Raw genomic sequence first — 17,115 nt, 5'->3', positions numbered from 1 at the left:
CATCTACACTCATTAAGCTTGTTTCTTTAATATTTTTGATTTCAACTTTTTTAAGGTCTAACTGAATTTGTTTATCTTCTAACTTCTCAGTTTCTTCGCCTTCTCCACGATCATAAACCATTGTTGTAGATAGAGTGTAACCTTGATAATATTTCAATTTATCTAAAGTAGCGTTTAGTTTATTTTCTTCTACATTGACTTCTTTGATAAGTTGTCCATCTTTATCTTTCAGTGCTAATTTGATTGATTTGATTTGTACTCCAGCTGGTTTATTCAATGTATAACTAGCTGTAGCGCTCTTCTTCAAGACATCTTTTTCAGTATTTGCCCATTGTAAGGTTGGTTTTTCTAGACCTTTTGTACCTTTTTTAATAATTTTGTCTCGAGGTTGTAAGATAACTTTTTCTTCGACTTTTGGAGCGTCGTTTGTTTTTTCTCCACGAATTGTTTTATACGTTTCAGTAATTTGTTTCTTACCGTTTACACCTTCTTGAGCAACTGTAGTTGTCCCACGTTTTAAAGTATCATCTTCTTGTTCTTTTGTTTCGAAAGGAATGACTTCTTCTCTTGTTTCAACTTTTGTTCCTTCAATTGGTTTTGTTCCTTTTTTAACGACTTTAGAAACGGCAGGAGTTTTCACTTCTGTCGTTGTAGAAACAACTTTATCTGTTTCAACACCTTCTACTGTTTCATAGGTTGTTTTAGTAACTTGAACTCCTTTAACCCCTTGACGCTCAACTACTTCTTCATCCACATATTTTGTATCATCTGGAATAACTTCTGTTGTGAAATCTAATTCACTTTCGGTAGATTTTTCTACTGTACCCGTTGTTACTTTAAACTCTGAATTTGCTGGTTGCTCTGTAGCTTTACCTTCTTGTCCTGACTCTTGTGTTCCCTTTGTTGAAACAGTTGCAGTATATTCAGGAAGTGCTGGTTGCACTAAAGCTTCACCTTGCTTCTCGCCTTCTTTTACTTCTTGAGCACCTTTTGCTTCAATTTTTTCAGTATGTTCTGGTAAAGCTGGTTGTGTTACTGCTTGTCCTTCTTTTCCCGTTTCCTGTGTACCTTTTGCCACTTCAACTTTTGGACTTTCAGGTTTCACTTCTGGAGTTGGTTTGGGTACTTCTTTTTCAACTACTGGAGTTGGTTTTGGAGTTTCCCTCTCAACTTTTGGAGTTGTAGGTGCTGGAATTTCTTCTTTTGTACCTACACCGATAATTTGAGAAATTGGTTGTGTTGTTACTTCAGATTTAACAACTTTACGTGTTTCCACGCCATTCACAACTGTTACTTGAGTTTGAATCGTACGAACTCCTGGTTGACCAGCATAAAGAATTCGACTCTTTCCTTTTTCTAAAGCTGTATCTGCCTGTGTAATAGTTTCAAATGGAATAGTTTCTGTAGTTGTCTCAATTCTTGTTACTTCATTTTTTTCCGCTGGAGTAACAGATTCTTTAGTCCCTACTTTAACTACTTGAGAGATAGGTTGTTTTACAACTTCTTCTCCAATTACTTTACGTGTTTCCACGCCATCTACAGTAGTCACTTCCACTGTTACACGACGAAGGCCTTCTACTCCTTGAGTAGCGATTTGTTTTTGTCCTTTTAATAAAGTAGCATCTTCTTGTTCCACTACCTCATATGGAAGAGCTTCTTCAATCGTTTCTACACGAGTAGTAGTCGTTGGTTCTTGTTGTTCATGATGTGAAAAATCTTTTAATTCTCTTTCACTTAAATATCCAACATAACGATAGCCATCAATTTGTACAACACCTTCATTGGAAGAAGCACGAATCATTTGGCTTAATTCCACTGCTACTGCTTGAGAAGGAATAAATGTTGCAGCGCCTGAAGCTGTAATTAATAACGCTCCTAAAATCTTATGACGTTTTTTCTTAGAAACAACTAAAACAATACTACTAGCTGCTAATAATCCTGCAGCAGTAACTGCCATATTTTCTCTTACTCCCGTTTGTGGAAGTACTTGTTCGATTTTACGGTAAATTAAATAATACACTTCTTCATCCTGAGGTGGAACTTCCGTATGAAGAAGGGCTTTTTCTTGTTCTGTTAAATTTGCTTCATCAACATAATGATAAGTCGATGGACTTGCAGCACTCACTGGAGTACCCATCCCAAATAATGCAGACCCAATCACTACTGACCCAGCAATTTTTTTGATTTTTCTAATAGAAAAAATTTCTTTTCTCATATCGTTTCCTTTCATTTTTAAATTTTCGTGCAATATAGTATAGCATATATAAAAAATAACTTCTATATTATCAATCACTATTCTTTTTAATCATCAATTTTTACAATTTGTTTTGAAGCAGCATCAATCGTTACTTCCATTGATTTTCCATTATGATAAACTTCTACATTCCAATATAATTGACCATTATCGCGTTCTAATGTCCAATCTTTTAGTTGCCCGCCAGAAAATTGACCTAAAGCAATTGAAATCATCTCATCAACATCTGATAAAGTAGATGTCTCAATCTTCTTATAAGCACGTTTATAAGAAATATCTCCTTTTTTACGATCCATTTCTGTTTGAACTAAATTTTGGCTGTCTACTTGATAGACAAACTCATATTCTGTTGTATCATCCATCGCAGAAATTTCATACACAACTGGTTGAATTGTTTTTATTTGAACTTTCGTAATATCTAAAGCACTATACTGGTTAGAAAACACTTCTACCATTTTTTCAACACTTTCTTTATAAGAAGTTGTCCCTTGCGTAGACCCTTGATTAGCGTTCGATGCTTGTTGAGTTGTTGTATTTGTAGTTGTTTGACTACTTTGTGTTGTTTGTGCTACAGAAGTTGTCGTTGTTGGTTGAGGTGCTGTATTAATTTGAACACAAGCACTTAATAAACTTGCTGACATAATTGAAATAACTAATTTACTTTTTTTCATATTTACCTCTTTTGAATTATTATTTTTAAAGCATATTAAATATATAAGAAAGCATGCTATTGTGCAAATAAAACAGCTGAATTTTACATTATTTTTATCGCACACGTTTTATGATACAATAGAAGCAAATAAATTTTGAAAGGAGAGTCTATGTTAGAACAATATAAAACGATTCATCAAGATGGGCAACATGAAATTGAAATTAAAGGTTCACGCTTTATCGCCCATTTTAAACGTACAGAAACAGAAGAAGACGCTCTCGAATTTATCCAAGCTATTAAAAAAGAACATTGGAAAGCGACCCATAATTGTTCAGCTTATTTAATTGGAGAAAGAGATGAATTCCAACGTGCAATGGACGATGGAGAACCCAGTGGAACAGCTGGAGTACCAATGTTAGAAGTGCTGAAAAAACAAGCACTAAAAAATACTACGGTTGTTGTTACACGATACTTTGGTGGTACAAAACTAGGTGCCGGAGGACTTGTTCGTGCTTATACAGGTGCTGTTGCAGAAGGGCTTAAAGCAATCGGTGTTGTACAAGCTAGCTTAGAAACAATTTTAAAAGTGACAATTGATTATTCTACTGTTGGAAAATTAGAATACTATCTTGAAACAAATACTATTTCTGTAGTTGATAAAGAATTTACAGATGTAGTAGCGATTCATTGTAGCTTACCTGTTGAAGAAGTAGAATCTTTCCAAGAATCTGTGATTGAATTATTACAAAACAAAGTCCAATTCGAAGAACTAGGACAACAATATATCGAAAGACTCATTTCGTCAGATGGAGAATAAAAAATGTGGAGCGAACAGCTCCACATTTTTTATTATTTTCGCATTAGCATAGCCAAGAGACCCCGAAGGGGGCTACTGGCGTCCCTTGCTACTACAGAAAAATCATTCTTTACTCAAACTGAGCTCTATATAAACCAGCATAAAATCCTTGTTTTGCCAACAATTCTTCATGTGTTCCTTGCTCAATTACATTCCCTTTTTGCATTACTAAAATCTTATCCGCATTACGGATCGTTGATAGACGGTGCGCAATAACAAACGACGTCTTATGTTCCATAATATGATCCATCGCTTTTTGAATTTGCATTTCCGTTCTTGTATCTACATTCGAAGTTGCTTCATCTAAAATGAAAACAGATGGTGAGGCTAAAATAGCACGAGCAATCGTTAATAATTGCTTTTGCCCTCCAGAAATATTATCTGTTTCTTCCGTAATATACGTATCATATCCATCTGGTAATTTACGAATAAAATCATCCGCAAATGCTTGTTTTGCTGCTTGGACTACTTCTTCATCCGTTGCATCTGGACGACTATAACGAATATTTTCTCGAATCGTTCCTTTAAATAACCAAGTGTCTTGTAATACCATTCCTACTTTTGAACGAAGAGAATCCACTTTATAATCTTGAATATTGTGTCCATCAATTTCGATTGCACCACTAGTAATATCATAGAAGCGCATTAATAAATTAATCACAGTCGTTTTACCTGCACCAGTTGGCCCTACAATCGCTACTGTTTCTCCTGCTTTAACATCAATATTCAAATCTTCCATTAATGTTACTTCTGGAGTATAGCCAAATGAAACATGCTTAAATTGAACATCTCCAACAATAGCTGGAAGTTCTTCTTTATCGCCTTCTTCTTCCATTTCTTCTGCATCTAATAATTCAAAAATTCGTTCTGCTGCTGCTAACATAGATTGAGTTAATCCAATCATATTCGCTGCATCTCCCATTGGTTGGCTAATATTTCTCATATATTGTAAGATTGCTTGAATCCCACCGATTGTAATCATTCCACTAGCAGCAAACAATCCACCGACAATCGCTACAAATACATAAACAATATTATTAATTAAACGAGAAATTGGATACATCATTCCTGCAAAGAATTGCGCTTTCCAAGCATGTTCATATAATTCATCATTTAAAGCTTGAAATTCTGCTTGAGAACGTTCTTCATAATTGAAGGCTTTTACAATCTCATGTCCAGCATAATATTCTTCAATATAACCATTTAATCGACCAGTTGTTTCTTGACGATTTGCAAATGCTGTTGAAGATTTCTTTCCAATCAATCCAATAATAAATAGTGAAAGAGGAATCCCTAAAAATCCAATAATCGCCAATGGAATATTAACCGTAAACATCATAATGATAATTCCAAAGAATGTCAGAACCGTTGTAAAAATTTGATTCGATACTTGTGAAAAAGAATCATCAATTGTTTGAATATCATTTGTTGCACGGCTTAATAAGTCCCCTCTTGATTGTTCATCAAAATATCGAACTGGTAAACGTGTGAATTTTTCATCGATTTCTTTTTGTAATCGATAAATAATATCACTAGCAACACGAGACATAAAATATTTCCCTAAAAAGTTTAATCCAGCTGCTAAAATATATAAAATCGCTAAAGTTTTCGCAATCGCAAAAACTCCTTCTAAATCAACAGATGTATAATTAGAAGCAATATAACTTTCACTAATTAACGTTGTTGCATCCCCTAAAATTTTAGGTAATTGAACATCTAAAATAACTGAAATAAGGGATACTACTAGTACAATCGTCACAATCACTCGATCAGGTTTTAAATAACTTAATAATCGTTTTAAGACAGTTTTATTCATGAGTATCCTCCATTTCTTCTAAACTTGATTGAGAATTCATAATTTCTTGATAAATTTGGTTACTTTCTTTCAATTCATCATGAGTTCCAATTCCAACAACATTTCCTTCATGTAATACAATAATTTTTGTAGCATCTGTTACGGATGAAATTCTTTGTGCAACGACAAAAATAATCGATTGTTGATTAATTTCTGCTAAATTCGCACGAAGTTTAGCTTCTGTTTTCGCATCTAATGCAGAGAAGCTATCATCATAAACATAAATCGAAGCCTGTTTTACTAATGCACGAGCAATTGACAATCTTTGTTTTTGTCCTCCAGAGAAATTATCTCCTTTTTGCTCTACGTGTGCATCTAATCCTTCTTCTAAACTAGAAACAAATTCCCACGCTTCTGCTTGTTTTAACGCTTGAATCATTTCTTCATCTGTTGCATGTTCATTTCCGAATCTTAAGTTATCTCGAATACTTCCTTCAAATAACATACGATTTTGAGGGACGAATGCGATTTGCTCGCGTAGTTCTTTTTCTGTAAATTCTTTAATATTTACACCATTCATTAACAACTCTCCAGAAGTTGTATCTAAGAATCGCATTAATAAATTCACTAGGGTAGATTTTCCTGCTCCAGTAGAACCGATAATCGCAATTTTTTCGCCAACTTTTGCTGTGAAGTCGACATGGTTTAGCATTGCTTTTTCTGCTCCTTCATATTTGAAAGAAACATCTTTAAATTCTACTGTATCAATTTTTTCTAAACCATAATCTTCACTCACAAAGGTTTGAATATTTTCTTGTTCTAATACTTCATTAACCCTTTTTGCAGCTACAAGGCCTTGAGGAATCATAATGAAGATAAACGATAGCATTAATAAAGCGACTAACACTAAAACAGAATATTGAATAACTGCCATTAAAGCTCCCACTTCTAATTGAGATGCTTGAATTAAATGAGCCCCCACAAGGACAACCGCTAAATTCGCAAAATTAATTGTAATCATCATTAGTGGCATAATTAAACTGAATTTAATATTCATCCCGAAAATTAATTCACGATATTTCTCATTGACTTTGTCAAATCGTTCTACTTCATACTCGCTCTTATTAAATGCACGAATGACACGAATACCCGTTAATGAATCACGAATAATTTGTGTTAGTGTATCCGTCATTTGACGCATAATTGTAAAGTCTTTAGAAACTGTTTTTACTAATAATGCGACTGCAATTCCTAAAAATGGAATGGATCCTAATAATACTAATGACAATGTAAAGTTCATACGAACAGATAAGATAATAGATCCCACTAACAATAATGGAGCCATTAATACCATACTCATTGAGAATCCTAGTGTTTGAGCTAAACTTTGAATATCTCTTGTTGTACGGTTAATATACGAAGATGTTCCTAATTTTTGGAAATCTTGTGTTGAGAAATGTTGAATTTTTGTAAACATACTCAAACGTAAATCTTTTGATAATCCAGCAGAGAATTTCCCGATAAAACGAACGACTAAAATTGATAACACTAAATCTAAAGTCGAAGTTAGTAACATTAATCCCCCTTGTTGTAAAATCACCGCTTGGTTTTGTTTTAAAATCCCATTGCTTACTAATGAAGCTAAAATGGTTGGAGATAATAAACTCGAACCAACTTGTAGAATCGTTAAAACAACAATTCCTGCTAATAATGCTCGGTATCTACGAACATGATTCATAATTTGTTTCATTTAGTTTCGTCCTTTCTATATGAGAGTGTTTCGATTGGAATACTTTCAATCGTATTAATCATTTTATGGATAACTTGGAAAGCTTGTTCCAATTCTTCTTTTTCTTGAGTTTCTAATATTTTTTGAACCATTTTATAGTTTCTTTTAGAAATAATTTCCCCCATTTCTTTTCCAAATTCTGTCAAGGTTACTAGTGTTACTCGCTTATCCTTTGGATCATTCATTCGAACGATATATCCATGTTTCTCTAAGGAATTGACGAATTGGATTGCTGTTGAAGATTTTATTTCATAGAAACAGCTAATGTCTTTTATGGTTAGTGTTTTGCCAAATTCTGAATCGTAATAATATAAGAGAATTAAGACGTTGTTTTCTCGTATTGTAAGGTTAGGGGCAATACTTCTGAATACGTTCAAATGTTCAATTCTTAAAATTAATTTGATAATGTCATCGAAGATTTGTTTGTTTGTCATTTAGTCTCTCCTTTCGGTTTTGTTTTATTAAAGTGTAACAAATAATAGGTAGGTAGTCAACCTATGTAATATTCAGAAATAATATTTTCACTGTAGCATTTGGACGCCATGAGCCTTGGTCTCATTGCTAAAATTTGAGCCTAAGGTCTCAAATTTTCCAGTAAAGCAATCCATTTTTCAAATGGATTGTTTTACCTTTGCTACGGTGAAAAATTTCTTTCCTCATTCATATACAATTTTTACGTGTATTTAATAAAAATTATTATTAACCAAATAGCAAGGTCGGCAGCAGCCCTGCGGGCTCATGTTTTTGCTACTTCTGAAAAGTATTTCCCTCACTTTTTTGCATGAAAAAAAGGACAAGAATCGTTGTTCTTGTCCTTTTTCACCTATATTCTCTTTTTTTACGAGTTGCTATATGGACGGTTATAATCCCATAATATAGCTAACAAGCCTACTAGAGCTACTAACATTGTTGCAACTCCTGGTTTTCCAACCATTTGATGACCTTTTACTAATACAATTAAGAAGATCACCATTAAGACTACTCGTATCCATATTCTAACTTTTGGATTCATCACATATGCTCCCATCTAATTTCACTTGGTTTCATGATGACTGTTTCATGATTTCCATTGCCATCATAAACTTCAGTTTCTTGTGCTTCATTTGTATTATTGACAATTGCATACAAACCTTTTTCAGGATATGCATGAACTTCAACTGATAAATTAGAAGAATACCATTTTTTGAATTCTTGTTCTTTAGCAGCAGCATAATATAATGCTCGAAGTAATAATCTTGTATTTTCTGGACTATAAGGTAAGCCTGCAAGATAAACTCCACGTCCTTTTCCATAAGGATTAGCTGCTAAATGAATTTCACCGAATTCTTTTCCTTCAGCATTCGCTGGCATTACAATTCCTTCTACTTCTTGGGAAACTTTTGGATTACTGAATTCTAATACTTCTGTATGTTCCGTTAATCCATAGACATTCTTCATTCCTTCTCCGAAATCGATTTTGCGTACATCTTTAATATCTTCTGTAATGAAGTGAGTGTCTAATTCTTTTGTAAAGTATTTATCAGTAGATAAGCTATAGCCCATTTCACGTTCTACCCCTAGAACATCTGCTAATTGGAAATATCTACCTTGATGATGAACAGCTGTTGGTTCTCCTACTCCAACAAATCCTCCACCATTGTATACAAATTGACGAATTTTAGTGAGTAGTTCTGGATTTTTCCAAACATCTCCACCACTAAATGCAGTTCCGGCATCACCAGCATTAATAATAACATCCACGTCTTTTAAGACATCGGTAGTCAAAACGTCTTCAAAACTAATGAATTGAACATCGACGCTCGCACCACTTAATGCTTCCATGATTCCTAAATATGAATAAATTTGTTTGTATGGTAATTCATGCGCCACCATATGAGATTGCCATGTACGTAATTTACCCCAAGCATTTAGAATTGCTACTCTCAAGCCTACATATGGTTTTGTATGTTTCACAACATCATAAATTTCTCTAAATTCATCTGTCACTTGTTCAATGTAATCTACAAATTTAGGGAATTGATAAGCTAAACTTAAGTAACCGCCATATCCAATACGATCGACTGGATTTCTCATAATTGCACGTCTTGCTGATAACCAGTTTTTATTCGCTTCAATCGTTGGATCATTTCCTTCTCTAAATACATCTGGGAAGAAGTATGGTAAGAATCTTCCTTCTGTGTATTTAACATGAGGAATATCAGAAATCATACGTAAAGTTGCTCCTCCCCCTACAGAACCTACAACAGCATCTAAACCAATTTCTTTGAAATATTTTCCATATGGTTCTGTACCAATCCAGTTATCTCCTAGGAACATCATTGCTTCTTTTCCTGCATCATGTGCAAGATCTACTAATTTCTTCGCTTCTGTTGCTACGAATTTTTGAATAAAATCGATATAGTCTAAATAAGCTTTACTTGGTGTTCTAAATGTTGAATTATAATATCCTTCATCTACAATATCTTCCGCTCTTAAGCGATAGCCTTTTTCTTTTGCGAAAGCTTCTAAAGCTGCTACAGAAACGCTAGCGCCATATCCAAACCAATCTACAAATTTCTCTTTTCCTAATTGATTAAAAATCAATGTAAAATGATAGAAGAAAGTTGTAAATCGAACAACATCTGTATCTGGATTTTCTTTTAACCAATTTTTTAAATATGTTTGCATATATTCATTTGAAGCAGGTTGACGCACATCAAATGGAATATCATGAGGAACATTTCCCCAATTATTTGTAATATGATTATACATTTGAGTTGGATCCCAAATGGCATATACTAAGAAGGACACCGTATATTCATGAAAAGCTTCTGCTCCATGAACTGTAATAATATCCCTTTCTTTATCTAATTCCCAATTTTCTACGCTAACCACTTTCCCAGTTGTACGGTCAATGACTTCCCAATAAAGTTTTTCATCATGAACATAATCTGGTTGAACTTGATCTGTAAAATATCCATCCATAAATGGAATTTCTAATTCATTTGAAGTTGCTAGATGAAATTTAGACATCACATAAATTTGTTGACATTCTTCCATATGTTTTTCAGCAAATTCATTATGATTTCTTGCAACAAAATACGTTGTATAAATTTTTGCATCTAATTGTTTTGTTGCTTCATCTAACTTCGTTCCATCACTATCACGAATGGCATCTGCTCCCCAACGTTCGATTAGTTCTTTTGTTTCTTTCAAGAAATTAGCCTGACTTGGTAATGTTAAACGTCCCTTCGTTTTACTCATGGTGTTTCTCCTCTCCTACTCTTTAGAACCACCTAAGGTCATTCCTTGTGTTAATTTATTTTGAACAAGAATATATAAAATCAATGTTGGTAACATGACTAATACCATCCCTGCATACATTTGACCGTATTGCGCTGCACCACGTTGAGCTTGTAATAAGTTTTTCAACCCAACCGGTAATGTTTGACTCTTACCAGGCATTAATGTTAAAGCAATGATATATTCATTCCAAAATGATAAGAAATTAAATAAAATAACTGTAATAATACTTGGTCTTGCCATTGGTGTCATAACTTTAAACATTGTTGTGAAATAACCAGCTCCATCGATAGCTGCTGCTTCTTCAAATGTTGTTGGTAAAGTTTTGAAGAAGTTCGATAATAAGTAAATCGTAAATGGTAGCGATGTTGCTGCATACACAACTGCTAGAACAAAAATATTATTTAAGAAGAAGCCATTTGCGATTCCAAATGATTTTAATCCTTTATCCCAATCTAGTAGCATTAAAAAGATTGGAACAACAATATAGTTTACGTTAATGAATAATCCACCTTTTAGAAGTGTATTAATGAGTTTGCTTCCAGGGAATTTAAATCTTGCTAATACATAAGCAGCTGGAATCGCAACGGCTACTAAAATGATTAATGCTAATGCTGTAACGATGACAGAATTTAACATATAATCTCCCATTTTTGCACTTGTCCATGCATCAATAAAGTTTTGGAAATAAAATCCTTTAGGTGCTGTCCATGGACTACCATAAAACTCACTATTTTGCTTAATTGATGCGACAAATACCCAACCAACAGGCACAATAATGGAAATGGCTAATGTAATTAACGCTACATAAATAAATGCTTTATATAAGCGCTCAAATGAACGAGTTTGCATTTTCATAATATGCCTCCTAATATTCTAGAATGTCACGTTTTGTAATGTGACTTACGATACCTGATAATCCAAATGAGAAGATAAATACAACTACCCCAATTGCCATCCCATATCCATAAGATGAGTTCGTATATGCTTGGTTAAACATGTAGCTTAAGAATACTTCTGTTGAACCATCTGGACCACCATTTGTTAAAATTTGTACTAATAAGAAACTTAAGTTAATCGTACTAATAATAAAGAATGTTAATGTTGTACGAATACTGTTCCAAATTAATGGTAATGTTACATTGAAGAATTTACCAATTTTCCCTGCACCGTCTAAATCAGCTGCTTCATATAAACTTGATGGAATATTAGCCATACCAGCCATATACATTACCATATAATACCCAATCGCTTGCCAAATTAAGGCAAATGCTAAGGAATAAATTACAACACCTTGATCTCCCAACCATAAGCGTTCTAAAGCTGTTGGTAAAATGGCATTTAATAAACCACCATTTGGATCATAGATAGCTGCAAATAAACCAGCAATAACTACGATTGATAAAATATTCGGAATGTAGAAAATAATTCTAAAGAAATTATTTCCACGAATTTTCTCAGTTGTTAAAATGGAAGCAAATAATACTGCTAAAACAACTGTTACAATCGTTACAATGACAATTAGTAAAATGGTATTTTGAATTGTTCTTGAAAAATTCTCATCTTTCCATAAAGTTACAAAATTATCAAACCCAACAAATTGTTTATTCTTAGAAAATCCACCCCAACGATACATAGACATTCTAAACACCTCAATCGTTGGATAAATTAAGAAAGTAAGAAATAATATAATGGCAGGTAATATACATGCTAGGATAAATCCAGCACGTTCTTTTTTCCGACGATTATTCATCTTCATGCTCCTATCTTTTCTTTAAGTATAAAATAAAGCTGGGAATGGCAACCTCCTGAAAGAAAACTCTTGGAACTTTGAAACTACTTAAAACTGAGTTTATCTTCCCGAAAGAGCCTCTTTTCCCAGCTCCTTTTTTATCCATTCATACTAGTTGAAGAATTATTTTTCTACAGCCGCACTTAATTTTTGGCTAACTTCTTCAACTGATTTTTGCCAATCAGCTACAGATTTTTGACCAGATGCTACAGAGTCGATTTGACCGTATAATGTTTCTTTCATGTTAACACCTTCAACTGGTTTTGTAGCAATAAAGTTACCATTGATAACTCCGTCAACTTCATCTACAACTTTGTATAAGCTTTGTAATTCAGCAGGTAATTTACTTGTTACACCTTGAATTGGTTGAGCAGCATTGTGTTTAGCAAAGATTGCTGCTGCTTTATCAGAATATAAGAATGATAAGAATTCTTTAGCTTCTTTTTTGTTTGTTGCTGCTTCTGGAACCCAGATGTGTTCGAAGAATGAGTAAACGAAACGTTTGCCACCTTTTTCGATTGCTGGAGCAGCATTCATAGCCCATTTGAATCCATCAGCACGAGGAGCATCTTTCATTTCTCCAACTACCCATGTACCATTTGGCATGAATAAAGCTTTGTTATCTAATAATAATTGTTGGTTCTTAGTAAAGCTTTGTGGGTTAGCATTTGCTACTGTTGAAGGTTCAACATTTTTCACTAATTCGCCTAATGCATTGAATGCTTTAGTTGCGCCATCAGAAGTGAAAATTCCTTTTTCATAGCTCATTGCTTTATTGAATAAGTCAACACCACCAGCATTTGCTAATAATGCAGGGAAGAAGCTATCTAAATATCCAGTTGTTGGATAAGTGAATAATGAGATTCCTTCTGCTTTTGCTTTTTCTGCTAATTCTTTCATAGCTGGCATATCTTTTGGAACTTCCCAACCTTTTTGTTTGAATAATCCTTCGTTATAGAATAAACCTGTTGGAGCATAGAACATTGGAGCTAAATAGTGTTTTCCATCACGATATGGATCTGTAACTGTAGAACCTAACACACCATTTAATAATTTTTCAGAAACTTTTTTGTCTTCTCCATACACTTTCATATCGAATAAGTCAGAGATATCTGCTAAGCCTTTTTCTTTAATCAATGTTTCAGGTAAAGCTTTTTTACGTCCTAATGCAAGCATTACTACATCTGGGAAATCTCCAGCTTTCATTTTTGGTGAAAGCTCATCTTCCAATTCTTTACTAGATTGTAATTCAACTTTTACATTTGGATTAGCTTCTTCATAAGCTTTAATTAACTCAGGCCACATTTCTTTCCCATACCCTGATTCAAGAGCTGCTAATTTGATTGTTTTCTTTTCACCAGTTTTAGTTTCAGCTGGTTTATCAGAAGTTGTTGATTTATTACAAGCCACTAAACCAACAGTTGCCAAAAGAGCTGCACTTGATAACATTAATTTCTTTTTCATAAATATTCCTCCTGTTTTCTCGAAAATTTTTGATTTTCGAAAGGTTATTCTTTTTTACCTCGACATCATAATACTACTAATAAAACGTTTACACAATTATTATATTGCTCTTTTTTATTAAAATATTGCTTTTTTAATAAATTTTCCAGGAAGAATTCTTATTTTAAATATTTCTCAATTTACATATATATTTTTTTAATTAATCTCAGTTTTATATCAATAAAAAAAGAGTTAAGTATTCACTCAACTCTTATCATTTACCACTCTTTTGGACTCCATAATTGTCCATCTAACTGTGCTTTATAATGATCCACTCGCTGTTGTTGCTCCACCAATAATTGTTTACAAGCTTCTAAAAAAGCACGTTCTTTGTAATTTTGACATTCTTCTTGCCATGTAGCAATTTGTTCTTCCATCCATTTAGAATCCATCTGCTTCATTCCCCATTTCTGAAAGCATCATCACTAATTCTTCTCTTTCTTGTTTTAATTCTACAAGCCACTCTCTTACTTGTCCTGTATGCGTATTCGTATATTGCTCCAATCGCTCCATCATCCATTGTTCCTTTTCACTAAAATGATGAGAGCCATTTTCTAAATAATACAAGTAATCTACTAGTAGTTGTTGCTTTTGAGCTTCAGACAAATATTGAAATTGATAGATGACAAATGGAGTTTGATAATCCCATCTTAATTGATTGGCTAATGCTTGATAAGGTCTCAATAACTCTTCGATTCCAAATCCTACCGAACCACCTGCTGTATAGCGGTCTTGTTTTGCACCAACTGTTACGACTATTCCAAATTCTTTCTTTTTTCCTTTTTGAGATAAATTCAACGTCAACACTTCATCCATCCATTGCTTCATCACACTTGGACATTGATACCAATACAAAGGAAATTGAAAAATAATTCTGTCTGCATCTTGAAGGCATGCACGTTCTAAAGTTTTATCAAAATGCTCACTTTCCTGTTCTGCTAGTATTGATTCTAAATGACGTACTTGAATCTGTTCTTCTCCTTTAACAGCCGCTAATAAAAATTGCTGTGAAGAGGATTGAGCTACATCAGGATGACTCATAATAATTAGAGTTTTTGTCATTGAATTTATCCTTTCTTATATCGATTTAATAATGCTTGACTATTTTCTACAAAATAAGAAATCGCATCTTTTAACGCTGCATCATCTACTACAAATGATGGATGATGCCATTCGTAAGGACAACCTGTTCCAATAAACACAAAACACCCCGGAACATATTCCATATAATTCGCAAAATCTTCTGCTCCTAAAGTTAATTCAGGAGTCACTACTGTCGCAAATTGTTCTGTTGTTTCTTTTACAATCTCTGTCACTTCTTCATCATTATCCACTACTGGAGGTGTCATAATCCACTCCATACGTGCTTTTTGTCCATAAACAGCAGCCATTTGATGCACCATATGATCCATTAAACTACGAATTTTCTCTTGATCTTTTTTATAAAAAGTACGAATCGTTCCTTCAAAGAAAACACGCTCTGGAATAACATTCCAAGTATTTCCCCCTTCAATATGAGAAATACTCAATACTGTAGGTGACAACGGTGAAACATGACGACTTACAATCGCTTGTAAATTTGTAATAATCTGACAGGCCGTAACAATTGGATCATTTCCATTATGTGGAGCTGCCGCATGAGTTCCTACCCCTTTTAATTCCACAGAAAATTGTCCTACAGCAGCCATCAATGGTCCAGATTTAATGCCAATTGTTCCAACAGGTAATTCAGGCTTATTATGGAATCCAATAATGACATCGACTCCCTCTAATACACCTTCAGCAATTAAAGCACGAGCGCCACGATTCATTTCTTCTGCTGGTTGGAAAATGAATCGAATTTTCCCGTTTAAACTTTCTTCTTTTTCTTTTAAAATTTTCGCAGCCATTAATAAACTTGCTGTATGAAAATCATGCCCACAAGCATGCATCACTCCATCATGCTCTGAACGATAGTCTAAATCCGTTTGTTCATGAATCGGTAATGCGTCCATATCTGCACGAAGCGCAATAACGGGACCTTCTTTCGTTCCAATTTCAGCAACAACACCTGTTGGTGTTTTTAAAGGACGATAAGAAATCCCCCATTCCGTCAATTTTTCTTGAATAAATGCTGTCGTTTTAAATTCTTGTTCGGATAATTCCGGATAGCGGTGTAAAGTACGTCTGATTTTTACCGCTTCTTGAATCCATTCTTCTTTCATAACAATCACCTCTTAAAAATCACTTTTTTTCATTTTACTACAAAAAAAGTAAAAAAACATGAGGAAACGCCTAAAGCTCCCTCATGTCTGTGTTTATATAATTTCTTCTTTATTTAACTTTTTGGATAATAATTTTATCTCCATCAAATTTCAAATTTACGGATTGATTTTCTTCAGTAACACCCATTGATTTTAACCAAACAAGAGGTATAGCCACTCGAGAACTAAATCTGCCATCACCATTTTTAAATAACGTTCTTTCAACTATTTTAACATCATCAAAAATATTCACACCATTTTCCCATAATTCGTATGCCGGGATATCTAGGTCTTCATTCCAATAAACTGCATGCCCTTTAACATCAACTTTTACACTTTCAAATAGTTGCTTATTATGCTCAAGCACTGTCATATAATCCAACTCTTCGAATAAATTCTTTACATCGTATTCTTTCTCAATTCGATTGTTAAATCTAACGAATAATTTACAATTATCTAACGGCTTAACAGATATAACTCTAATATCAAACATATTATTCTCCAATCTATTTTTTGAATTATAAAGAAGGAAGTTTTTCAATTTTTTTCGTTTTCCACATCTCCATAATTTTTTCACGATATTGTTCAGCCCACTCTCTCACTAGTTCTTGAGCTTTTTTTGGAAGATCCCCATAAATCATTTCAAGAGTCTGAATATCAAAAGCACCATCATACTCCCCATAATAAGCATGAAAATGCGGCGGGTTATGGTCATTAAAGTAAATTTTAATAATAATTCCGTAAAATCTTGCTATTTCTGGCATTCTCATCATCTCCTTATGTATACACTAACATAGTCGGACGACTTTTTCAACTTTTATTCGATATTAAAGCAATTCTAAACGCACTCTCATATTCTTCCGTCAAGAAAAGAATAGACTTCTTACCGTAGCTCGAGTATTATCAGCCATTCTTTCGGCTGATAATACTGGAAAATTCGAGACCTTAG

At 33.7% G+C, this 17,115-nt stretch carries 16 protein-coding genes; 1 reads left to right on the top strand and 15 read right to left on the bottom strand.

All coding sequences use genetic code 11. The features are described from left to right. Together RWZ86_RS06510 and RWZ86_RS06505 are read right to left on the bottom strand one after the other, a co-directional pair. A partial coding sequence (locus RWZ86_RS06510; RefSeq protein WP_314680709.1) for a G5 domain-containing protein occupies positions 1-2,215 on the bottom strand: 2,215 nt, incomplete at its 3' end. Between the two features lie 86 nt (positions 2,216-2,301). Further along, positions 2,302-2,925, bottom strand: coding sequence for a PepSY domain-containing protein (locus tag RWZ86_RS06505; RefSeq protein WP_314680708.1), 624 nt, complete (start codon positions 2,923-2,925; stop codon positions 2,302-2,304). 150 nt (positions 2,926-3,075) lie between these two features. On the opposite strand from RWZ86_RS06505, the gene RWZ86_RS06500 reads away from it, so the two are divergent. Further along, positions 3,076-3,723 carry a YigZ family protein gene (locus tag RWZ86_RS06500; protein ID WP_314680707.1) on the top strand — a complete coding sequence of 216 codons (648 nt, stop codon included), beginning with the start codon at positions 3,076-3,078 and terminating at the stop codon, positions 3,721-3,723. 109 nt (positions 3,724-3,832) lie between these two features. Here RWZ86_RS06500 and RWZ86_RS06495 read toward each other — a convergent pair whose 3' ends face one another. From RWZ86_RS06495 to RWZ86_RS06435, 13 genes are all read right to left on the bottom strand, one after another. Then, entirely contained in the window at positions 3,833-5,578 is a 1,746-nt protein-coding gene (locus RWZ86_RS06495; protein WP_314680706.1) for an ABC transporter ATP-binding protein, read from the bottom strand. Further along, the gene (locus tag RWZ86_RS06490) at positions 5,571-7,307 is read right to left on the bottom strand and encodes an ABC transporter ATP-binding protein (RefSeq protein ID WP_314680705.1); all 1,737 of its coding nucleotides are present in this window, start codon (positions 7,305-7,307) and stop codon (positions 5,571-5,573) included. The genes RWZ86_RS06495 and RWZ86_RS06490 overlap by 8 nt, the downstream gene beginning before the upstream one ends. Continuing rightward, complete coding sequence (locus tag RWZ86_RS06485; protein WP_314680704.1) at positions 7,304-7,780, bottom strand: MarR family winged helix-turn-helix transcriptional regulator; 477 nt, start codon at positions 7,778-7,780, stop codon at positions 7,304-7,306. The genes RWZ86_RS06490 and RWZ86_RS06485 overlap by 4 nt, the downstream gene beginning before the upstream one ends. Before the next feature lie 404 nt (positions 7,781-8,184). Further along, entirely contained in the window at positions 8,185-8,358 is a 174-nt protein-coding gene (locus RWZ86_RS06480) for a DUF6903 family protein (RefSeq protein WP_314113250.1), read from the bottom strand. Continuing rightward, on the bottom strand, positions 8,358-10,589 hold the full coding sequence (gene gnpA / locus RWZ86_RS06475; protein ID WP_314680703.1) for a 1,3-beta-galactosyl-N-acetylhexosamine phosphorylase: 2,232 nt from the start codon (positions 10,587-10,589) through the stop codon (positions 8,358-8,360). Before gnpA ends, RWZ86_RS06480 begins: the two co-directional genes overlap by 1 nt. A 15-nt stretch (positions 10,590-10,604) precedes the next feature. Continuing rightward, a complete protein-coding gene (locus RWZ86_RS06470; protein ID WP_314680702.1) occupies positions 10,605-11,486 on the bottom strand; it encodes a carbohydrate ABC transporter permease in 882 nt (293 codons plus the stop codon). A gap of 10 nt (positions 11,487-11,496) precedes the next feature. Further along, a complete protein-coding gene (locus tag RWZ86_RS06465) occupies positions 11,497-12,381 on the bottom strand; it encodes a sugar ABC transporter permease (protein ID WP_314680701.1) in 885 nt (294 codons plus the stop codon). Between the two features lie 162 nt (positions 12,382-12,543). Further along, complete coding sequence (locus RWZ86_RS06460) at positions 12,544-13,884, bottom strand: carbohydrate ABC transporter substrate-binding protein (protein ID WP_314680700.1); 1,341 nt, start codon at positions 13,882-13,884, stop codon at positions 12,544-12,546. Positions 13,885-14,141: 257 nt separating this feature from the next. Beyond that, positions 14,142-14,315: a hypothetical protein gene (locus RWZ86_RS06455; RefSeq protein WP_314680699.1), complete on the bottom strand. Its 174-nt coding sequence runs from the start codon at positions 14,313-14,315 to the stop codon at positions 14,142-14,144. Then, a complete protein-coding gene (locus RWZ86_RS06450) occupies positions 14,305-14,985 on the bottom strand; it encodes an NAD(P)H-dependent oxidoreductase (protein WP_314680698.1) in 681 nt (226 codons plus the stop codon). The genes RWZ86_RS06455 and RWZ86_RS06450 overlap by 11 nt, the downstream gene beginning before the upstream one ends. 5 nt (positions 14,986-14,990) lie before the next feature. Next, positions 14,991-16,127 carry an amidohydrolase gene (locus RWZ86_RS06445; protein WP_314680697.1) on the bottom strand — a complete coding sequence of 379 codons (1,137 nt, stop codon included), beginning with the start codon at positions 16,125-16,127 and terminating at the stop codon, positions 14,991-14,993. Positions 16,128-16,236: 109 nt separating this feature from the next. Next, positions 16,237-16,659 (bottom strand): DUF2442 domain-containing protein, encoded by a 423-nt coding sequence (locus RWZ86_RS06440; protein WP_314680696.1) that lies wholly within the window; start codon positions 16,657-16,659, stop codon positions 16,237-16,239. Positions 16,660-16,684: 25 nt separating this feature from the next. Continuing rightward, entirely contained in the window at positions 16,685-16,930 is a 246-nt protein-coding gene (locus tag RWZ86_RS06435) for a DUF4160 domain-containing protein (protein WP_314113233.1), read from the bottom strand. Positions 16,931-17,115: the final 185 nt, after the last annotated feature.

Source organism: uncultured Granulicatella sp., assembly GCF_963545075.1.
Lineage (GTDB): Bacteria > Bacillota > Bacilli > Lactobacillales > Aerococcaceae > Granulicatella.
The sequence above is the reverse complement of the archived record's forward strand: the minus strand, read 5'-3'. Positions and strand labels throughout refer to the sequence as shown.